Source organism: Telluria aromaticivorans, assembly GCF_013003915.1.
GTDB lineage: Bacteria > Pseudomonadota > Gammaproteobacteria > Burkholderiales > Burkholderiaceae_D > Telluria > Telluria aromaticivorans.
Genome location: NZ_JABAIV010000001.1, coordinates 958843 through 979685, shown reverse-complemented (window position 1 = coordinate 979685; position 20843 = coordinate 958843). Strand labels below are relative to the sequence as shown.

The following is a 20843-nucleotide window of genomic DNA, read 5'->3' as shown; positions in this document are numbered from 1 at the left end:
ACTTCTGCCAGGCATATTGCAGCATTCACCAAGACCACTAAACGCATGAAACAGGAACATGCCACACCCTCCGAATGGCTGCCTTTCCTGAGCGGGGGCGGGCAGATGGGGGCAATGATGCGGGCGCATGATTGGTCAACCTCGCCCTTGGGGCATCCTCGCGACTGGCCGCAGGCCTTGCGCACGACGGTCGGCCTGATGCTCAACTCCAAGTTCCCGATGTTCGTCGCCTGGGGACCGGAACTGGGCTTCCTGTACAACGATTCCTATGTGCCGACCCTGGGCGAGAAGCATCCCTCCGCGCTCGGCGCGCGCTTCCACGACGCCTGGCGCGAGATCTGGGATGACATCCATCCGCTGGTGGTGCGTGCGCTCAAGGGCGAGGCCACCTACATGGACCGGCTGCCCTTGCGCATGCACCGCCATGGCTACGACGAAGAGACCTGGTTTCGCTTTTCGTATTCGCCGGTGCGCGACGAGGACGGCAGCGTCGCCGGCATGTTCTGCGCCTGCGTGGAGACGACCCCCGAAGTGCTGGCCGAGCGCTACCGCGACGAAGAGAACCAGCGCCTCATGACGCTGTTCGAGCAGGCGCCCGGCATCATCGCCGTACTGCGCGGCCCGGACCATGTTTTCGAGATCACCAACGAATCGTATATGCAGCTGATTGGCCGCCGTGAGCTGGTCGGCAAGCCGGCGCGCGAAGCGATCCCCGAGGTCGCTGGACAAGGGTTCTTCGAGCTGCTCGACCAGGTCTTCCAGAGTGGCCAGCCCTTCGTCGGACACGCGGTGCCGCTACGGGTCCAGCGCGAGGCCAGCGCGCCGCTCGAAGAGCGCTTCATCGACTTCGTATACCAGCCGATCCGCAACGCCAGGGGCGAGGTCGCGGGCATTTTCGTCGAGGGCAGCGACGTGACCATGCGCAAGCGCGTCGAAGACGAGCTACGCGCGGCCAACCGCCAGAAGGACCAATTCCTGGCGATGCTGGCGCACGAGCTGCGCAACCCGCTGGCGCCGATCACCACCGCGGCCCAGCTGCTGCAGCGCGGCCAGCTCGACCCTGAGCGTGCACGCCAGGCCAGCGCCATCATCGCGCGCCAGGCCGAGCACATGACCGACCTGGTGAACGATTTGCTGGATGTCTCGCGAGTCACGCGTGGGCTGGTGAGCATCGAGAAGGAAGAACTGGACGTGACCGGTGTCGTTCAAGGCGCCATCGAGCAGGTGCGCCCGCTGCTGGACGCCAAGCGTCAGGAGCTGCAGGTGGAACTGTGGCACCAGCCGCTGTACGTGTCGGGCGACCGCACGCGCCTGATGCAGGTCGTCTCGAACATCCTGAACAACGCTGCCAAGTACACGCCGGCCGCCGGCAAGCTCATTCTGCGCGTGACGGCCGAAGGCGACGAAGCCGTGATCGCGGTACGCGATACAGGTCAGGGTATCGATCCACAGATGCTCCCCTATATCTTCGACCTGTTCACCCAGGCCGAGCGCACGCCGGACCGCTCGCAGGGCGGCCTGGGAATCGGCCTGGCCCTGGTCAAGAGCCTGGTCGCGCTGCATGGCGGGCGCGTTTCCGCCCATAGCGAGGGCCTGGGGCAGGGCAGCGAATTCGTGATACGCCTGCCGCTGCTGAAGGCGATTCCCGACGTCGAGACGCCGGCACAGGCCCAGGCAGTCGGCGCAGCCGTGGCCGGGCCGCTGCGCGTGCTGGTGGTAGACGACAATGCCGATGCGGCGCAGATGCTCGCCACCCTGCTCGAGGCCCACGGCCACGCGGTCAGCGTGGAATACGATGGCACTAGCGGCTTCGCACGCGCGCTGCGCGAGCGTCCCGAGGTCATGCTGCTCGATATCGGCCTGCCCGACATGGACGGCCACGAGCTGGCACGGCGCCTGCGTGCGTCGAGCGATACCGCAGGGGCGACCCTGGTCGCGCTGACCGGCTACGGCCAGAGCGAAGACCGCGAACGCGCCCGGCAAGCAGGCTTCGACCGGCACATGGTCAAGCCAGCGGATTTGTCGGAGCTGCTGCGGATACTGGCGGAAGTACGCAGCCAGCCGGCCTGATTCTTGCCGCTTGTTCGCGCAGGCACGCAGCGATTGCCAATGCCGTGGCGTCAGCGCGCCGGCGACGCGATCCCGCCCATATCACAAGCCAAAAAAAACCGCCGTACCCGCCACTGGCGGAACGGCGGCTTGAGGCCGCGAATACACATCAGGGCGATGGACTGCCCGAGCTCGCAGCCTACTTCCCGAGCATCGACACCACATTGTCCGTCCCCGGCGCCCCAAACGCCTGCTGCTTCAGGATATGCAGCTGGTCGCGCACCTGGGCCGCCTTTTCGAACTCGAGGTTCTTGGCGTGGTCCACCATGAGCTTTTCGAGGCGCTTGATCTCCTTGCTGATCTGCTTCTCGCTCATGGATTCGACCTTTGCGGTTTCCTTCGCATCCTGCGCGCCCTCGAGCATGCTGCGCTGGGCTGCATTGCTGTAGACGCCGTCGATCATCTCCTTGATCTTCTTCTTCACACCCACCGGCGTGATGCCGTTTTCCAGGTTGAAGGCAATCTGCTTGGCGCGGCGGCGTTCAGTTTCGTCGATGGCGCGGCGCATCGAATCGGTGACCTGGTCGCCGTACAGGATCGCGACGCCGTTCAGGTTACGCGCGGCGCGGCCGATGGTCTGGATCAGCGAGCGTTCGGAGCGCAGGAAGCCTTCCTTGTCGGCGTCGAGCACCGCCACCAGCGACACCTCGGGCAAATCCAGGCCCTCGCGCAGCAGGTTGATCCCGACCAGCACGTCGAAGGTACCCAGGCGCAGGTCGCGCAGGATCTCCACGCGCTCCACGGTTTCGATATCGCTGTGCAGGTAACGCACCTTGATGCCGTGGTCGCCCAGGTATTCGGTGAGCTGTTCGGCCATGCGCTTGGTGAGCGTCGTCACCAGCACGCGCTCGTCCTTGGCGATGCGGTCGTTGATCTCGCCCATCAGGTCGTCGACCTGCGAGCGGGCAGGGCGCACGAAGATCAGCGGATCAACCAGGCCGGTGGGGCGCACCACCTGCTCGACCACGTTGTCGGCCTTGCCCTTTTCGTAATCCGCAGGCGTGGCCGACACGAACACGGTCTGGCGCATCTTCTTTTCGAATTCCTCGAATTTCAATGGCCGGTTGTCCAGCGCCGACGGCAGGCGGAAGCCGAAGTCGACCAAATTGACCTTGCGCGAACGGTCGCCGTTGTACATGGCGTTGAGCTGCCCGATCATCACGTGCGACTCGTCCATGAACATCAGGGCGTCTTTCGGCAGGTAGTCGATCAACGTCGGCGGCGGCTCGCCCGGCATCGCGCCGGACAGGTGGCGCGAATAGTTCTCGATGCCCTTGGTGAAGCCGATTTCCGCCATCATCTCGAGATCAAAACGCGTGCGCTGCTCGAGGCGCTGCTCTTCGATCAGCTTGTTCTGCTGGCGGAATTCTTCGAGCCGGTCGCGCAGCTCGGCCTTGATCGACTCGACCGCCTTGAGCACCGTGCCGCGCGCCGTGACGTAGTGCGAACCCGGATAGACCGTGAAGCGCGGGATCTTCTGGCGCACGCGGCCCGTCAGCGGGTCGAACAATTGCAGGGATTCGATCTCGTCGTCGAACATCTCGACGCGGATCGCCAGTTCGGCGTGCTCCGCCGGGAAGATGTCGATGGTGTCGCCGCGCACCCGGAAGGAACCGCGCGAGAAATCCATCTCGTTGCGGGTGTACTGCATCTGGATCAGGCGCGCGATGATGTCCCGCTGCGCCACTTTGTCTTTATGGCGCAGCGTCAGGATCATCTTGTGGTATTCGTTCGGGTTACCGATACCGTAGATGGCCGACACGGTGGCCACGATGACCACGTCGCGCCGTTCCATCAGCGACTTGGTGCACGACAGGCGCATCTGCTCGATGTGCTCGTTGATCGACGAGTCCTTTTCGATGAACAGGTCGCGCTGCGGCACATAGGCTTCCGGCTGGTAGTAATCGTAGTAGGACACGAAGTATTCCACCGCGTTTTGCGGGAAGAATTCGCGGAACTCCGAATACAGCTGGGCGGCCAGGGTCTTGTTCGGGGCGAACACGATCGCCGGACGGCCTGCCTGGGCAATCACATTGGCCATCGTGTAGGTTTTACCGGAGCCCGTCACGCCGAGCAGGGTCTGGTACATCAGGCCGTCGTTGATGCCTTCGATCAGGCCGGCGATCGCGGTCGGCTGGTCGCCGGCCGGTTCGAACGGCTGGTGTAGTTTGAACGGCGATCCGGGATAAGTGATAACCGTCGGTTCCGGGGCATTTGCGATGGATAAATCAGCCATACTTTCAGACCTTTGCTAGAATGGGAGTCCGCTTGCGGCACCGCAGCATCAGTAAGACGCCGGTGCCGCTGTCTATACAATTGCTGCGAACCCACCGACAAACTCAGTTTATCACGATGACTTCTACAGCCTCCGCCAGCCTCTTCGGCGCCATTGAAATGGCACCGCGCGACCCGATCCTGGGCATTACCGAAGCATTCAACGCCGATACCAATCCGGCAAAGATCAACCTGGGAGTGGGCGTCTATTACGACGACAACGGCAAGGTGCCTTTGCTGCAGTGCGTGCAAGTGGCCGAAGCGAAGCTGATGGAGCAGAAAACCCCGCGCACCTACCTGCCTATCGAAGGGCTGGCGGCGTACGACAAGGCCGTGCAGGAGCTGGTATTTGGGGCCGGCAGCGAAGTTATTCAAGAGAAGCGCGCGATTACCGTGCAGGCGATCGGCGGCACCGGCGCGCTCAAGCTGGGCGCCGACTTCCTCAAGCGTTTCTCGCCCGGGTCCGAGGTTTACATCAGCGACCCGAGCTGGGAAAACCACCGCGCGCTGTTCGAGGGCGCCGGCTTCGTGGTCAACAACTACACGTATTACGATGCCGCCACCCATGGAGTGGACTTCGAGGGCATGCTGGCTTCGCTGAAGGCAATGCCGCGCGGTTCCATCGTCGTGCTGCACGCCTGCTGCCACAACCCGACCGGCGCCGACCTGACGCAAGGCCAGTGGGGCCAGGTCATCGACGCCGTGGCCGACCACGGCCTGGTGCCTTTCCTCGACATGGCCTACCAGGGCTTCGGCGCCGGCATTACTGAAGATGGCGCCGTGGTGGGCCGCTTTGCCGCCACCGGCCTGCCTTTCCTGGTGTCGAACTCGTTCTCGAAGTCGTTCTCGCTGTACGGCGAGCGGGTAGGCGCGCTGTCGATCGTAGCCACCAGCGGTGAAGAAGCCGGGCGTGTGCTCTCGCAGCTCAAGCGCGTGGTCCGTACCAACTACTCGAACCCGCCGACCCACGCCGCCAAGGCGGTCGCCATGGTGCTGTCCACACCGGAGCTGCGCCAGTTGTGGGAAGACGAACTGACCGGCATGCGCGTACGCATCCGCGAAATGCGCAGCGCCTTCGTCGAGAAGCTGAAAGAGAAAGCCCCTGGCCACGATTTCGAATTCGTGCGCCGACAGGTCGGCATGTTCTCGTATTCGGGCCTGACCAAGGAGCAAGTCGGCAAGCTGCGCGAGCAGTCGATCTACGCCGTGGACACCGGCCGCATCTGTGTCGCCGCGCTGAACTCGACCAACCTCGACCGTGTCGTTGACGCCGTGGCGAAAGTTCTTTAAAATCTTGGTCTTCGGAATTGATTCGTTTCGATTTCGAAGACCGGCAGGAATGCTTGTGCTGCACGCTGTGAATTTGACAGCGTGTCCTTGCAAACATATAATGCTGACATCAATTCCCTGATAGCTCAGTTGGTAGAGCGACGGACTGTTAATCCGCAGGTCCCTGGTTCGAGTCCAGGTCGGGGAGCCAGAATTCTGAAAGGCCACATCGCAAGATGTGGCCTTTTTGTTTTCATGCGAAGTTGCTCATCGGTAGTTGCTTTTCCATGCATAGAGAGTAGGCTGTCGATACCTTCTTATGGGAACTGCATAGTGAAGCATTTACCAACGAGTAAAAGTATCGCGGTCGGGGGGCAGGTGCTGCGTTTTTCCCTGTCGGGGGAGGGAAGTCCGACCATCGTCATGCTCAGCGGCGCCGGCGGCCCGCTTGAAGGCTGGTACCGGCTCTTTCCAGAACTGGACAAGCTGGGCACGGTGGTCACCTATGACCGTCCCGGCGTCGGGGCCAGCGCCCGGGCACGCGAACCGCAGCTGGGCACCACCATCATCCTGCAATTGCGCGCGCTGCTGCGCGAAATCGGCGCCAGGCCGCCTTTCCTGCTGGTCGGACATTCCTTCGGCGGGCTGCACGCCAACCTGTTCGCGCGCATCTACCCCGAGGAGACTTGCGGCGTACTCTTCCTCGAAGCCACAAGCCCGGACGACGTACTCAACATGAAGCGCTACCGTTCGCCGCTGCAGCGCGCGGTCGCCGGCCTGCTCGACCGTTTCTCGCCACCCGATCCCAACGACGAGATCAGCAACGAGCTCGAGACGGTGGCCGAGATCGCCGAGGCGCCGCCGTTCCCGGATATTCCAGTCACGGTTATCTCCGGCGGCAAGCAGCTGCCGCGCTGGATGGCGTCGCTTGACGCGCAGCACGAGCGCGTGCGCAACCAGGAAGCGCTGGCGCGCCTGTCGCCGTTGGGCGAGCGCGTGATTGCGAAGGGGAGTGCGCATTTCCCGCAGATGTCCGAGCCTTTGGTGGTGCTTGGGGCGCTGGAGAAGCTGGTGGCCCGGACGCACGTCGCGCAGGTGGTGCGCTGACTGCGGCAGGAAAACTTCCTTTTCGGAAGCGCAGGGGTTCGCGAAATCGAAAAGCGCTGCTATAATGCGGCCTCTAATCCCTGATAGCTCAGTTGGTAGAGCGACGGACTGTTAATCCGCAGGTCCCTGGTTCGAGTCCAGGTCGGGGAGCCAGAATGCAAGAGAAGGGCCCGCAGCGATGCGGGCCCTTTTTCTTTGTGGATTGTCGGAAATTTTTACACTTGGTATAAACATCCCCGGTTCAGTTCAGCTAAGTGCTTGAAAGTATTTAATCTTTCCTTGCTGGCACAGTTGTTGCTCTATTGAATGCATCAGCATCAACCCAATAACTCACCAGGGATTACCATGACCAGCACCATCAAGCAGATCGTTACCGCCGGCGCCATCCTGATGAGCGCCGTCTCGCTCCAGGCCAAGGCCGACATCACGATGACGATCACCCAGAACACCACGTTGGGCGGTGTGAACTTCGCCTTCAGCAACGGCAGCGGCACCGTCAGCGACTATGCAAGTAGTAATTTCCTGGTTGGCGAAGACGCCGCTGCACGACTGGGCTTCGCAAGCGGTTATGCTTATGACGGCAGCCTGGCGGTGCTGGCCGGAACGAACAAATTCGGTATCCAGAATATTTTCTCGTACTCGTATCCCGGCTTGCCGGGCACGAACGGCAATATCGCCCAGGGCTTCGACTTCCAGAACCGCGTGTCCCTGGCCGGCGCCCAGCTCAGCGATTTCAATGGCCTGGTGCTGAATGCCAATAGCATCGCCTGGTCGAACTTCGTGCCGGGCACCTATGTCCTGCCGAGCTACTACACCGGTTACCAGACTGAGCTGGGTAAATTCACGCTGCAGGTCGGCGCCGCCGCTGCCGCTGTGCCTGAACCAGGTTCGCTGGCCATCATCGGTCTCGGCCTCGCCGGCCTGGGCTTCGTGCGCCGCCAACAGCGCAAGGGCTGATTGCTCCCTCCGGCTTGAGCCGGAAAAGCGAAGGGCTGCGTGAGAACGCAGCCCTTTTTTTGCGGAACCCGGTCTCGCCGGGTCCATCCGTCAGCGCGTCACCGGCTTGACCCGCGCCGCCGCTTCCAGCGCACGCTGGCGCGCGGTGCCGATATCGTCAGCGGTAGCGAGCGCCACGCCCATGCGGCGGCGTGCGAACGATTCCGGTTTGCCGAACAGGCGCAGGTCGGTTCCCGGCACGCGCAGCGCGTCCGCCACGCCCTCGAAGGCGATGCCGGCGGCGTCCACCTGGCCGTAGATGACGGCGGAGGCGCCCGGCGCGCGCAGCCTCACATCCACTGGAAGGCCGAGCACCGCCTTGGCGTGCAGCTCGAATTCGCTCTGCACCTGGGTAATCATCGTCACCATGCCGGTATCGTGCGGACGCGGGCTCACTTCCGAGAACCATACGGTGTCGCCCTTGACGAAGAGTTCGACGCCGAACACGCCGCAGCCGCCCAGGTTCTCCGTCACCTTGTGCGCGATCTCTTGCGAGCGTTCCAGCGCCACAGGGCTCATCGGGTGCGGCTGCCACGATTCGACGTAGTCGCCCTGCACCTGCTTGTGGCCGATAGGTTCGCAAAATGCGGTCTCCACCGCGCCATCTGCGCCCAGCGAGCGCACGGTGAGCAGGGTGATCTCGTAGTCGAAGTCGATGAAGCCCTCGGCGATCACGCGCCCCGCATCGACCCGGCTGCCGCTGGCCGCGTGCTCCCACGCGGCCGCCACGTCGAAGTCGCCATCGAGCTTCGACTGGCCCTTGCCCGACGAAGACATCACCGGCTTGACCACGCAGGGAAAACCGACCGCGGAGCAAGCCTGCTCGAGTTCGTCCAGGCTGCTGGCGAAGCGGTAGGGCGAGGTCGGCAGGCCGAGTTCCTCGGCCGCCAGGCGGCGGATGCCTTCGCGGTTCATGGTCAGCAGCGCCGCGCGCGCGGTCGGGATGCAGGTGATGCGGCCCGCGTCTTCCAGCGCGACCAGGGTCTCGGTGGCGATGGCTTCGATTTCCGGCACTACCAGGTCGGGCTTTTCCAGCGCGATCAGGGCAGACAGCGCGGCGCCATCGGTCATGTCGATCACGTGGGCGCGGTGCGCCACCTGGTGGCCTGGCGCGTTCGGGTAGCGGTCGACCGCGATGACTTCCACGCCGAGGCGCTGCAGCGCGATGATCACTTCCTTGCCCAGTTCGCCGGAGCCGAGCAGCATGACTTTGGTGGCGGAAGGGGAGAGCGGGGTACCGAGGGTGCGTGGAATCGTCATGGAGTTGGCTTGCGTAAAAGTGGAAACGTGGGAGTCGCGACTATAGCAAAGCGGCATCCGCGGCGCTGCGCGTGGCTTGTTTTTGCACGGCACTGGTCAAAACGATGTCGGGCCGTTATAATGCGGCCTCTTTTCCCTGATAGCTCAGTTGGTAGAGCGACGGACTGTTAATCCGCAGGTCCCTGGTTCGAGTCCAGGTCGGGGAGCCAGAATTCGAAGGGCCGCATGCAAATGCGGCCCTTTTTGTTTGGCGCTTGCCGCTCAGTGGCTTATTCACCTGCCGGAAGCGCGCCGCCGTTCCGCCAGCTCGAACACCCCCATCCCCGCCACCATCGCCACCACGAACAGCAGCGGCTTGAGGCCGCCCCATGCCAGCGACACCACCGCCGGGCCGGGGCAATAACCGGCCAGGCCCCAGCCGACCCCGAACACCAGGCTGCCGACGATCATCCTGCGGTCGACCCGGCCCTTGCCCGGCAGCTGCAGCGGGCCGTTCGCGAGCGTGCGTCCTCGCCGCTTCGCGATGGCGAAGGCGGGCCCCGACACCAGCAGCGCGCCGCCCATCACGAACAGCAGCGACGGGTCCCAGTTGCCGGCCAGGTCGAGGAAGGCAAGCACCTTGGCGGGGTCGGCGAGGCCCGACATCACCAGCCCGGTTCCGAACACGAAGCCGGCGATGAGTGCAAAGACGAGCGTCATGGCGTCCCCAGTTGCAGCACGTGGCGTACGAGCCAGACGGTGGCGAAGCCGGTGGCCATGAAGGCGAGGGTGGCGGCGATCGAGCGCGGCGAGCCGCGCGACAGGCCGCAGATGCCGTGGCCGCTGGTGCAGCCGGAACCATAGCGGGTGCCGATGCCGACCAGCAGGCCAGCCGCCAGCAGTCCGGGATAGCTGGCGTCGACGTGGGCCGCGGGCAGCGGCGCGAACAGGGCCCACACGAGCGGCGCGCCCACCAGCCCGGCAAGGAAGGCGACCCGCCAGCCGGCTTCACCGGGTGAGGGGCGCAGCAGGCCGCCGACGATGCCGCTGATGCCGGCGACGCGGCCGTTCAACAGCACCAGCAGCGCGATGCCGGCGCCAATCAGCAGGCCGCCCGCCAGCGAACTCCACGGGGTGAAATGGCTCCAGTCGATCTGCATGCCGGCCTCCGGCAGAAAAGACGGCTAACGGGAGTTCTTCTTGTTCGAGGTATACGTACGAGTATAGAAGCCGGGTGGCTTGTTCGCCACCCAGTCGATGAAGCTACGGATGTCTTCCTGGCCGCGCAGCGCTTCCCAGGTGTGGTAGGCCCGCAGCAGCTCGCGCTCGGTGAGCGCCGAATGGATCTTGCGGTGGCAGATCTTGTGGATCGGGAACTGTTCCTTGCCCTTGAAGGTCCTGGGCACCAGGTGGTGGCGGTCGATGTTGACCGTGCCGAGGAGCCGGCCGCAGAGCGGGCAGGAGGCCTCGGATGGCGGGGCGGGGGCGGGCATGTCGGGCTGGCGCTTGCGCATGGGGTACAGATAGTGGCGCATGCCCGGACTTGCAAGCCGCCGCCTGTCAATACAGGCGCACGCCTCAAGATCGTCAATTGTGAATTAATTGGCTTGTAGTAGAATTAACTCTTACACTTTTGCAAGATCGTGCAGCATCTTCGACTATGACGCAATGATTGACGATCGTCCCGACTGCTCCATCCTTCTCATCGACGATGAGCCCTTCGCGCAAGACATCATCGCTCACGGGCTGAAGGGCTGCGTCAGGCATTCCCTCTGCTATGAGTCCAGTGCCGCGCGCGCGGTCGAGGTGGCGCGGGCAGTAGCCGCCACCGTCGTGCTGGTCGACCTGCGCATGCCCGGCCTGGACGGCTTCGAGGTCACCGCCCTGCTGCGCGCCCATCCCGATACCGAAGACGTGCCGGTCATCGTGCTGTCTTCCGAAGACAACCCCGAGATCAAGGCGCGGGCGTTTGCCGCGGGCGCCAACGATTACCTGGTCAAGTGGCCCGATCCGCGCGAACTGGTGGCGCGGGTGCGCTACCACAGCGGGGCCTGCATCGCGCGGCGCGAGCGCGATGCCGCCTTTGCCTCGCTGCGCGTGAGCCAGGAACAGCTCGCCGCGAGCCAGTCGGCGCTGCACCAGGCCCAGAAGATGGAAGCGATCGGCCAGCTGACCGGCGGGGTCGCCCACGATTTCAACAACGTCCTGCAGATCATCGGCGGCAACCTGCAGCTGCTGAAACTGGTGGGGAACCTGAACGACAGCGCCCGGGCGCGGGTCGACATGGCGCTTACCGGTGTCGAGCGCGGCGCCAAGCTGGCCGCGCACCTGCTGGCCTTCGCGCGGCGCCAGCCGCTGCAGTCGGTGGTGGTCGATCCCGGCCACCTGCTGCGCGACATGGACGACATGATGCGCCGCGTGCTGGGGCCGAGTGCGCAGGTCTTCACCGAGATCGAGCCGGGACTGGGCAGCACCACGGTCGATCCGGACCAGCTCAATAACGTCTTGCTGAACCTGGCCATCAATGCGCGCGACGCCATGGGAGGCAACGGCACCCTGAAGATCCGCGCCGCCAACGTCGACGCCAGCACGGGCGCCAGCGCCACCTTGCCGCCGGAAGTCACGCAGGGCGACTACGTCATGATCGAAGTGGCCGATACCGGCAAGGGCATGCCCCAGGAAGTGCTGCTGCGCGCCTTCGAACCCTTCTTCACCACCAAGCCAACCGGGCAGGGCACGGGCCTGGGCCTGTCGATGGCCTATGGTTTCGTCAAGCAGTCGGGCGGCGAGATCGTGCTGCGCAGCGAGATCGGGCAGGGCACCAGCGTGCGCATCTACCTGCCGCGCAGCGATGCGGCGCCGACCGTGCTCGAGCCGATACACAGCCTGCCGCTGGCGGGCGGCCTGGAAACCATCCTGGTGGTGGGGGACGAAGACGCCGTGCGCGATTCCACCTCAGCGATCCTGTCGGCATTGGGCTACGAAGTGCTGGAAGCGCCGGATGCGGCGGTGGCGATCGACATCATTGAGAGCGGCCGCCACGTCGACCTGGTGTTTTCCGATGTGATCATGCCCGGCCCCGTGACGAGCCTGCAGCTGGGCGAGGTGGTGCGCAAGCGGCTGCCGCAAGCCAAGCTGCTGTATACATCGGGCTATGCCGAAGGCCTGCTGTCGCACGAAGGCAAGGTGGACGCCTCGGTCCACCTGCTGCAAAAACCCTACCATCCGGACGCGCTCAGCGCGCGCATCCGCCACCTGCTGCGTAGCCCACGCCATCCGCGCGCCGCCGCTACTGGTGACAAATCAGCCGGCCGGGCTCACTTGGGTTTGATGTAGCGGCGCGAACCCGGCGGCGGTTCGTTCAGGACTGCCCAGAAAACCCCGAGGTCGGCGATTGCGCGCACGAATTCCGTGAAGTCAACCGGCTTGACCACGTAGGCATTCGCGCCGAGTTCGTAGCTGCGCACGACGTCCTGCTCCTCCTTCGACGACGTCAGCATCACGACGGGGACGCTCCTGAGCGCCTCGCTGGTGCGGATATTCTTCAATACCTCGAGCCCGTCGACCTTTGGCAGTTTCAGGTCGAGCAGGATAACGGCCGGGTTGCCGACCGTACGCTCGGCGTATTCGCCGCCCCGGTGAAGGTAATCGAGCGCCTCGGCGCCATCGCGTACGATCACGACTTCATTGGCGAGCTGGCTTTTCGACAACGCGATCAGCGTCAGTTCCAGGTCGTGCGGATTGTCTTCCACCAGCAGGATGGGCTTGAGCATGGTTTGCCTCAGATAGGATGTTTCGGGATACTGAACGAGAAGGTTGCTCCTTCTCCCTGCGCCGAGGTGGCCCAGACGCGGCCGTTGTGGCGTTCCACGATGCGGCGTACGTTGGCCAGGCCGATGCCGGTGCCCTCGAAGTCCTCCATCCGGTGCAGGCGCTGGAATACGCCGAACAGCTTGTGCACGTAATCCATGTTGAATCCGGCGCCATTGTCGGCAATGTGGAAGACGCGCTCGCCTGCGCTATCTTCCGACGAGATGGTAATGATCGCAGGATCGCGCTGGCTGGTAAACTTCACCGCGTTCGACAGCAGGTTGAGCACGGCGAGGTGCAGGAAGGTCGGGTCGGCCCGTACGGTGGGCAGCCGTTCGATGTGCCACTCCACGTTGCGCTCGCCCATGTCGGTGCCGAGCTTGTCGATGCAGGCCGATACCAGGTCATTCATATCCACCGCCGTCGGGCGCAGCGCCGCGCGGCCCATCTGCGAGAACGACAGCAGGTCGTCGACCAGCTTGCCGGCGAGGCGCGCCGATTCCTTGATATTCCTCAGGAAGCGTTGGCGGCGCTCCGGGTCGTCTGCGCCAGCCGATTCGATCAGGAGGTCGGAAAATCCCACGATGTGGCGCAGTGGCGCGCGCAGGTCGTGCGACACCGAGTACGAAAAGGCCTCGAGTTCCTTGTTGGCGCGGCCGAGTTCCTCGGCCAGTTCGGCCATCTGTTCGGCACGCTCCAGCGCGATGCCGAGCAGCGCGGTGCGGAACTCGACAGTCAGCTCGATTTCGGCGGCATGCCACGGCAGGCTGCGCCCGTGGATGGTTTCGCGCCAGGCGTCGAAGCTCAGGCGCGGAGCCAGCTGCGCCGGCGCATCGGCGGCGACGTGCTTTTCATAAGGGTTGCCGGCCCATTCGAGGGTCTTGACGACCTCCGGACGGAACCACAGCAGGTAGTGCCGGTGGATGCGGGAGATGGGCAGGGCCAGCAGGCCGCTGGCATTGCGCACCATGGCCGCCGCAGGCGGATACACGTCCATCAGGTGGTCGGTGTGGAACAGTTCGCAATGGCCCTGCACCGCGAGCCAGCCGGCCAGCGCGCGGATCGCCTGCTCATCCGGTGTGTCGCCGTAGGCCAGCACGCGCTCGTCCATGACGATCGCTACGCCGCCGGCCCGGCCGAAGCGTAGCAGCTCGGGAAACACGCCGCTCATGTTTTCCAGAAAATCCCCGCCCTTGGTGAGTCGCCCGAGCATCTCCACCATGATGCGGCGCACTTCAAGGCGGAACTGCAGTTCGGTGGCGTCCTCGCGCGATTCAATGCACAGGGCCAGGATTTGTCCCAGTTGTTCGCAGGTCGTGCGCTTCTCGACGGACACCGGGCGCGGCGTTCCGTTATGACAGGAAACCATGCCCCATAACCGGCCCTTGACGATCAGCGACACCGACATCGAAGCCAGTGTCCCCATGTTGCGCATGTACTGCAGGTGTACCGGGGAGACGCTGCGCAGCGCCGCGAACGACAGGTCGTTCGGAGCGCCGGTCAGGGGATTCAGGCCGGGAACCAGGGGCGCCGGGGAGTAGTTCGCGTCCTGGATCACGCGAATAGGCGACAACGTGTAGAGGGCGCGCGCCTGCGCCGGAATGTCGGTGGCGGGGAAGTGCTGCCCCAGGTAGGAGTCGTAACCAGCCTCTTTCGACTCGGCCAGGACGTGCCCATGTCCGTCGGGATCGAACTGGTAGACCATCACGCGGCCGTAGCCGGTGACTGCACGAATATGGTGCGCCGCGAGTTCGGACAGCGCGCTGATCGACAGCGACTGGTTCACCTTCAGCAGGAAATCGCCGACCAGCGGATACAGCTGGCGGAAGTCGGCCGCGTGCGGGCGGTCCACGCGTTCGAATTCGAGGATGACAAGGCTGTCCCAGGCATGGGCGAGGACGTCGAAGTGCGCGCCGTTGGCGGCGCTGACGATGCCCAGGTAAGCCGGGCGCGAGGCCAGCTCGCCCGCACCGATCTCGGCCGCGAGGCGCGCCGCGGCGACCTCCCCCACGACATCCGCCAGCGGCCGGCCGGGCGCCTCTTGCGCCGGCATGCCGGTCCAGTCGCCGAGGTTGGCGCTGGCCTGCAGCACGTGCAGGCCGTGCGACAGCGTCAGCAGGAAGCCATGCGGCTGGATGCTGCCCGGGATGCGGATCGGTTCGTCCGCGCATTCGATGATGTCGAGGGTGTCGGGGGAAGCCTGGGTCATGTGTCAACAGAAAGTGGCAGTAAGCTACAACCCGGAATTGTAACGTCAAATCCGGCAAATCTAGCGGTGTTATAGCGTTTTGTCACATTTAAACGGGCGATGCGAGCTATGCGTGCAGCCTGATATCGCTGAGCAACGATATGATACGTTTTTTGCCGAACTAGACTACGGAAGCGCCCAGGCACATGAACACGCATCATCCCGCCAAGCCCACCCTAACCGACGAGCAACGGTTCCAATACCTGATCGCCGGCATCAGCGATTACGCCATCTACATGCTCGACCCGGCCGGCCACGTCAACAGCTGGAATGCCGGCGCCCAGCGCTTCAAGGGCTACAAGCCGCACGAGATCCTCAACGAGCATTTCTCGCGCTTCTATACGCCGGAAGACCGCGCCAGCGGCCTGCCGGCGCGCGCACTGGCGCAGGCCCTCCAGCAGGGCAAGTACGAAGCCGAGGGCTGGCGCGTGCGCAAGGACGGTACCCGCTTCTGGGCCCACGTGGTCATCGACCCGATTTACGACGAGCACCAGGACCTGCTGGGCTACGCCAAGATCACGCGCGACGTCACCCAGCGCAAGCTGGCCGAGGATGCACTGCGCGAGAGCGAACAGCGCTTCCGCCTGCTGGTGCAGGGGGTCACCGACTATGCGATCTATATGCTCTCGCCCGAAGGCATAGTCTCGAACTGGAACGTCGGGGCCGAGCGCATCAAGGGCTACAGCTACGACGAAGCCGTGGGCAGCCATTTCTCGCGCTTCTATACGGACGAAGACCGCGAGGCCGGCATGCCGGTGCGGGCGCTGGCGACGGCAGGCAGGGAAGGGCGCTACGAATCGGAAGGCTGGCGCGTGCGCAAGGACGGCACCCGCTTCTGGGCCCACGTCATCATCGACGCCATCCACGGCGACGACGGCCAGCTGGTTGGCTTCGCCAAGATCACGCGCGACCTGACCGAGAAGAAGCTGGCGGCGGAGGCGCTGGAACAGGCGCAGCTCGCGCTGTTCCAGTCGCAGAAGATGGAGTCGATCGGCCAGCTCACCGGCGGCATCGCGCACGACTTCAACAACCTGCTGTCGGTGCTGGCCAGCGGCCTGGAAGTGTTGGGCATGAGCCGCCAGAACGGCGCCGACACCAAGACCCTCGACAGCATGCGGCGCGCGATCGACCGCGGCGCCACCCTGACCCAGCAGCTGCTGGCCTTCGCGCGCCAGCAGCCGCTGCAGCCGGAAACGCGCAGCATCAACCGCATCATCACCGGTTTCGAATCGGTGCTGCGCCGCGCCGGGCGTTCGGGCATGGAGTTCGAACTGAACCTCGATCCGCAGGCCGGCAGCGCGGTGGTGGATGCCGCCCGCTTCGAATCGGCGCTGCTCAACCTGGTGGTGAATGCGCGCGACGCCATGCCCGAGGGCGGCCTGCTGAGCATGGACACCGCGCCGGTCACCCTGTGCGAAGGCGAGGTGCCGGGACTGGCTCCGGGGCAGTATGTGTGCGTATCGGTGACCGACACCGGCACCGGGATGTCGCCCGAAACCGTGCAGCGCGCCTTCGAGCCCTTCTACACGACCAAGGGAATGGGCAAGGGCACCGGCCTCGGGCTGTCGCAGGTGTACGGCTTCATCAAGCAGTCGGGCGGCGAGGTGGTCATCGACAGCCTCGAAGGCCGCGGCACCTCGATTTCGATCTACCTGCCGGCTGTCACCTCGGCGGAGCGCGAGCCGGCGGCCCACGGCGATTCCGAGACCGTCCTGATCGTCGAGGACGAAACGGATTTGCTGGACGTCGCCTCGGCGCTGTTCATGAGCATGGGCTACGAGGTGATGACCGCGTCCAACGGCCAGGATGCGATCAACCTGCTGGCCAGCCGCGACGTGGATATCCTGTTCACCGACATCGTCATGCCGGGCGGCCCGAACGGCATCGAGCTGGCCGAGTACACCCGCGAGAACTACCCGGAGGTCAAGGTGATGCTGGCCTCTGGCTATCCACAGCCGGCGCTCAAGCTGGACCAGCACAAGCTGGGGGATTTTATGTTTGTGAGCAAGCCGTATCGGCTGTCGGACCTGGCGCGGAGTTTGCGGAGCGTGCACTGACCAGGGTTGCACTGTTGCGACGCGTCCGGCGCCTGACCGCGTGGGCAGAATCTGCCCACCCTACGCGGTGCGGCTGTTCGTAGGGCGGGCGTCCGTAATTTTGGGCAGTGCCCGAAATTACGGACGCCCGCGCGTTCAACTATCGCCCGATCTGCCACGTTATAGTCCAAAAATGATATCGCTCACCCGCTCATACAGCGGATTCGCCGACGGCCCTTGATTCGGCCAGTTGAGGATATCGAAGTGGTCGTACCCCTTGTAATTCCCCAAAAAATTCCAGCTCCCCTTCACTGACCGCCCGTCGTAATCGCGCACCGGATGCCCCGCGGGCGCCCGCATGCTCACCGTATTCACCACGCCGTCGTTCGCGAACCACTCGCTGTCGACCCGCACCCGCCTCGGCGCCGCCTGGGTATAGCCGCCCAGGCCCTGCTGGAAGCTTGATGGCACGATCCATTCGCCGGCCGTGGCCTTGAAGACGGGGATCATGTCCCGGCGCGGATACTGGTTCGAGACCGCCTGCACCGGCGCCACCACGCGGTCGGTGCCATTGCAGCACCAGCTGCCCGCTTCGGTCGCCACCGTGCCCACCGAGTAGTAAAAGACATGCGGCGAAGTGCGCGCCCACAGGTTGAAGCCGCGCGCACCGTCGGGCGACAGTTCCCACTGCGCCCAGCGGTGCTGCAAGGCCTCGTGCAGCGGCGTGCGCAGCGGCGGTGCGATGCTCATCACCGCATCGGCATAGGTGGTGCCGTTGTGCGGCGCCGAGATCGTCGTCACGCTGCGCACCCAACCCGTTTTCCCTCCCGCGAACAAGGTGTGGCCGCCTTCGTCCTCGGGCGAGCCATGTTCCAGCAATTCGACCAGCGCGCGGATCGTGGTACCACCCTGGCTGTGGCCGACCAGGTGGATCGGGTGGCGGGCGTCCCAGGCCGGGTAGAGCGCGAGCGGGTAGTCCTGCGGGTTGTTCTTCGGGTCTGCGGCCCAGCATTTTCCGGCCGGGGTCTGCTGCTGGCCGGGAGTGCCGTACCTGCGCACGTGGGCTGCGCCATAGTCGACGCAGCCGCCCTTGATCTGGGCGTACAGGTCGGCCGCGCGGTCCCAGTTCGAACTCACTGGGCCGACCACCGCCGCGAACACCGTGCGCGGACCTCGGTAGACCTGCATGTGCGAGGCGATGTCGCCATAGCCGCCCCAGTAGTTGAAGCCGCTGTGCTCGAAGGTGTCGGGGCCGAAGCCGAGGAAGCCGTGGACCAGGATGACGGGGTAGTTGTTCGTTGCCGCCGCCGGCACGCTGGCGCCGAGCGCGGCCAGTGCGAGCAGGGCGTGAACGATACGGGGCATGCGAATCTCCGGAGTTGGCGTAATGTCCATTGTCCGGTCTGGGGGCAGGTAGCGGTTTGCGCTTGATCGTTAACGCTGCTGCCCTTCGTAGGGTGGGCGGCTTCGCCGCCCGCGCGTTCAACGCATGTCAACAAATCACGGCGCGTATTAGGCTAGGTGATCTGAACGCGCGGGCGGGAAGACCCGCCCACCCTACAGCACCTAATTGGTCGCCTTGTTGCTACCGATCGAGGTGCTCGGAGCCGAAGTCGCCGCATCCAGCTTCGGCGCCGGCGTAGCCGATGCCGTCACCGCTGCTTCCGCAGCCTGGTCGAGATCCCCATTCCACACAACGTAGTCGTCGATCGAATACAGGCGGCATGGTTCGGTGCTCTTGGCGCTGCAGGTGGCCAGTGCGCGGCCGTCCGGGTCTTCGCCTTCTTCGGCCCAGGTCCAGGCGCCGCTCGGCGACACCGCAAAGGCGCGCGGCGTCATCTTGCCCAGGTATTCCTGGTAGGCGCGGCGGCCGTTCTCGGACAGGAAGGGCACGGCGTCGACGTCGTCGACCTTGGCGAACCCGGTACGGGCCGGGGTAGGGGGCGGCGGCACCTCGTGCAGCACCTTGGTCGGCATGCCGACCTGCTGCAGGAAGTTCATCGTATCGGCCAACCAGATCTTCTCGCCGTCGCGGCTGGCCAGCATGCCGTGCGAGTCGCGCTTGAAGGCCGGGAACTCGACCAGGCGCCCGCGTCCGCCGGCCCCTTCGAAGGCTTCGTGCATGCGCTGGGCCAGCTCGGGGCCGAACAGCGAATCGTTCTGGCCATACATCCACAGGGTCGGCACGGTCGCCTTGGACCCGTAGTCGGCAAAAGCCGCCACCAGCGCGGAACGCCAGGCGCACCGGTCGCTGTCGTCGCGCAGGCCGCCGGCAAAGTTGATCAGGCCGCGCACGCCCTGCAGCTCGCGGGTGCCGAGGGCGATCGTCGCCAGGCCGCCGTAGGACTGGCCGGCGACCACGATGCGCTCCACGTCGACCCAGGGCTGCTGGCGCGCGTAGGCCAGGGTGGCGGCGATGTCGTCGGCCTGGGCATAGCCGTTGGCGGTCATGTTGCAGCCGTGGTCGCGGTAGCGGCCGGTGGAATTGGCGAAGCCCTGGCGCATCGGCACCATCACCGCATAGCCGCGTTTCACGAAGGCCGTGGCCATGTGATAGAAGCGGTCGCGCGGCTGCATGCCCGGGCGGCCGGGATCCTTGCCGTGGTTGATGATAATGAGCGGGAAGGGGCCCGGACCATTGGGCTGGAACACCGTGGTCTCGAGCATGGCGCGATGTTGCGCGCCGGCCGGCACCTGGACGATGTGCTCGTTCATCCTGTGGTCAAGTTGCAACTCCTGCTGCACGGCGATACCGGGAAGCATGGCCAGCGCGAGCAGCGCGGCGGCGGTGAAGTTGCGAAGCGTGAGGCGTGGGTGCATGGTGACTCTGTCTCGACTGCGTGCGAATGAACATGCGATCCGGAATAATTTCCACAAGGCATAAGTTGATTCTAGGTAGGCAGAGAGAGCAGAGCAATATCCGTTTAGCCAACTCTTGAGCTAAATTTTTGTGGCGTGCAAAGATGACCACGCCCGGCAAGGGCCGGTGTGGCTTTCCGGGAACGGTTATGATGCGAACCTGTCAAGAAGAGGGGACATGATCGGATGAGCAAGCACGCGCCGCCTGAAGCCGGCACCAGGCGCCAGCGCTGCGCCACCTGCCTGCGGGCGCAATCGGCCTGCATCTGCCGCTGGATCACGCCGGTCGTGGCGCGGGCGGCGCTGCTGGTGCTGCAACATCCGCTGGAAGTGGCGAACGCGAAGAACAGCGCGCGCCTGCTGCACCTGAGCGTGACGGGAAGCGTGCTGGCGGTGGGCGAGGCTTTCGACCAGGCGGAACTGGAGGCGCTGCTGCATGCGGATGGACGGGTGCCGGTGCTGCTGTATCCGGAGACGCCGGACGACGCCAACCTGCCGGCAGCGCCGCCGTTCGCCCCAAGCGATGCGGACCGGATGCGGCTGGTGGTGCTGGATGCGACCTGGCGCAAGAGCCGCAAGATGCTCTACCTGAACCAGGCCTTGCAGCGTTTGCCGCGGCTTTCGCTGGTGGACGTGGCGCCGTCGAATTACCGTATTCGCAAGGCGCATGCGCCGCACCAGTTGTCGTCGCTGGAAGCGGCTGCCCTGGCGCTGGCGCAGCTGGAAGGCGACGACGGCCCGGTCCAGCCGCTGCTCGATGCCTTCGCGGGCTTCGTGGAGCAGCAGGCGGCGTATGTGCCGGATCCACATCACGGCGCACGCTCTGCTTGAATTTCGTGCGGGTCAGGCGTAACATACTGTATAAATATACAGTATGGAGCCGACGTGCCCAAGCG

16 protein-coding genes and 3 tRNA genes are annotated in these 20843 nt (G+C 64.7%); 10 read left to right on the top strand and 9 right to left on the bottom strand.

The window, feature by feature from the left end:
- Positions 1-45: 45 nt before the first annotated feature.
- The gene (locus HGB41_RS04525; RefSeq protein WP_171081457.1) at positions 46-2070 is read left to right on the top strand and encodes a hybrid sensor histidine kinase/response regulator; all 2025 of its coding nucleotides are present in this window, start codon (positions 46-48) and stop codon (positions 2068-2070) included.
- Between the two features lie 178 nt (positions 2071-2248).
- Here HGB41_RS04525 and uvrB read toward each other — a convergent pair whose 3' ends face one another.
- A complete protein-coding gene (gene uvrB, locus HGB41_RS04520) occupies positions 2249-4345 on the bottom strand; it encodes an excinuclease ABC subunit UvrB (protein ID WP_212760806.1) in 2097 nt (698 codons plus the stop codon).
- Between the two features lie 116 nt (positions 4346-4461).
- Here uvrB and HGB41_RS04515 point away from each other — a divergent pair, with 116 nt between their 5' ends.
- The 5 genes from HGB41_RS04515 to HGB41_RS04495 all read left to right on the top strand — a co-directional run bounded on the left by HGB41_RS04515 (position 4462) and on the right by HGB41_RS04495 (position 7716).
- The gene (locus HGB41_RS04515; protein WP_171081455.1) at positions 4462-5673 is read left to right on the top strand and encodes an amino acid aminotransferase; all 1212 of its coding nucleotides are present in this window, start codon (positions 4462-4464) and stop codon (positions 5671-5673) included.
- 114 nt (positions 5674-5787) lie between these two features.
- A tRNA-Asn gene (locus tag HGB41_RS04510) sits at positions 5788-5863 on the top strand.
- 122 nt (positions 5864-5985) lie between these two features.
- Complete coding sequence (locus HGB41_RS04505) at positions 5986-6759, top strand: alpha/beta fold hydrolase (protein WP_171081452.1); 774 nt, start codon at positions 5986-5988, stop codon at positions 6757-6759.
- 77 nt (positions 6760-6836) lie between these two features.
- A tRNA-Asn gene (locus HGB41_RS04500) sits at positions 6837-6912 on the top strand.
- 192 nt (positions 6913-7104) lie between these two features.
- Positions 7105-7716 carry a PEP-CTERM sorting domain-containing protein gene (locus tag HGB41_RS04495; protein WP_171081451.1) on the top strand — a complete coding sequence of 204 codons (612 nt, stop codon included), beginning with the start codon at positions 7105-7107 and terminating at the stop codon, positions 7714-7716.
- A gap of 90 nt (positions 7717-7806) precedes the next feature.
- On the opposite strand, the gene purT is transcribed toward HGB41_RS04495, so the two are convergent.
- Positions 7807-9015: a formate-dependent phosphoribosylglycinamide formyltransferase gene (gene purT / locus HGB41_RS04490; protein ID WP_171081449.1), complete on the bottom strand. Its 1209-nt coding sequence runs from the start codon at positions 9013-9015 to the stop codon at positions 7807-7809.
- A gap of 133 nt (positions 9016-9148) precedes the next feature.
- Here purT and HGB41_RS04485 point away from each other — a divergent pair.
- A tRNA-Asn gene (locus tag HGB41_RS04485) sits at positions 9149-9224 on the top strand.
- A gap of 64 nt (positions 9225-9288) precedes the next feature.
- Here the strand turns inward: HGB41_RS04485 and HGB41_RS04480 are convergent.
- From HGB41_RS04480 to HGB41_RS04470, 3 genes are read right to left on the bottom strand one after another with little or no spacing between them, the layout of a single operon-like run.
- Positions 9289-9714 carry a YeeE/YedE family protein gene (locus HGB41_RS04480; protein WP_171081448.1) on the bottom strand — a complete coding sequence of 142 codons (426 nt, stop codon included), beginning with the start codon at positions 9712-9714 and terminating at the stop codon, positions 9289-9291.
- Positions 9711-10154 (bottom strand): YeeE/YedE family protein, encoded by a 444-nt coding sequence (locus HGB41_RS04475; protein ID WP_171081446.1) that lies wholly within the window; start codon positions 10152-10154, stop codon positions 9711-9713. Before HGB41_RS04475 ends, HGB41_RS04480 begins: the two co-directional genes overlap by 4 nt.
- Positions 10155-10178: 24 nt before the next feature.
- On the bottom strand, positions 10179-10529 hold the full coding sequence (locus HGB41_RS04470) for a hypothetical protein (RefSeq protein WP_229422719.1): 351 nt from the start codon (positions 10527-10529) through the stop codon (positions 10179-10181).
- A 133-nt stretch (positions 10530-10662) separates the two neighbouring features.
- On the opposite strand from HGB41_RS04470, the gene HGB41_RS04465 reads away from it, so the two are divergent.
- The gene (locus tag HGB41_RS04465; protein WP_171081444.1) at positions 10663-12330 is read left to right on the top strand and encodes a response regulator; all 1668 of its coding nucleotides are present in this window, start codon (positions 10663-10665) and stop codon (positions 12328-12330) included.
- Here HGB41_RS04465 and HGB41_RS04460 read toward each other — a convergent pair.
- Both HGB41_RS04460 and HGB41_RS04455 read right to left on the bottom strand, forming a co-directional pair.
- Positions 12312-12767, bottom strand: a complete 456-nt coding sequence (locus HGB41_RS04460; protein ID WP_171081442.1) for a response regulator — start codon at positions 12765-12767, stop codon at positions 12312-12314. The genes HGB41_RS04465 and HGB41_RS04460 overlap by 19 nt on opposite strands.
- Positions 12768-12775: 8 nt before the next feature.
- Entirely contained in the window at positions 12776-15013 is a 2238-nt protein-coding gene (locus HGB41_RS04455; RefSeq protein WP_171081441.1) for an ATP-binding protein, read from the bottom strand.
- Positions 15014-15198: 185 nt separating this feature from the next.
- Here HGB41_RS04455 and HGB41_RS04450 point away from each other — a divergent pair, with 185 nt between their 5' ends.
- A complete protein-coding gene (locus HGB41_RS04450; RefSeq protein ID WP_171081439.1) occupies positions 15199-17109 on the top strand; it encodes a hybrid sensor histidine kinase/response regulator in 1911 nt (636 codons plus the stop codon).
- 159 nt (positions 17110-17268) lie between these two features.
- Here HGB41_RS04450 and HGB41_RS04445 read toward each other — a convergent pair whose 3' ends face one another.
- Positions 17269-18453: an esterase/lipase family protein gene (locus HGB41_RS04445; RefSeq protein ID WP_171081437.1), complete on the bottom strand. Its 1185-nt coding sequence runs from the start codon at positions 18451-18453 to the stop codon at positions 17269-17271.
- A 201-nt stretch (positions 18454-18654) separates the two neighbouring features.
- Positions 18655-19908 (bottom strand): dienelactone hydrolase family protein, encoded by a 1254-nt coding sequence (locus HGB41_RS04440; protein WP_229422717.1) that lies wholly within the window; start codon positions 19906-19908, stop codon positions 18655-18657.
- Between the two features lie 225 nt (positions 19909-20133).
- On the opposite strand from HGB41_RS04440, the gene HGB41_RS04435 reads away from it, so the two are divergent.
- The gene (locus tag HGB41_RS04435) at positions 20134-20778 is read left to right on the top strand and encodes a tRNA-uridine aminocarboxypropyltransferase (protein WP_171081435.1); all 645 of its coding nucleotides are present in this window, start codon (positions 20134-20136) and stop codon (positions 20776-20778) included.
- The last annotated feature ends 65 nt before the right edge of the window (positions 20779-20843 follow it).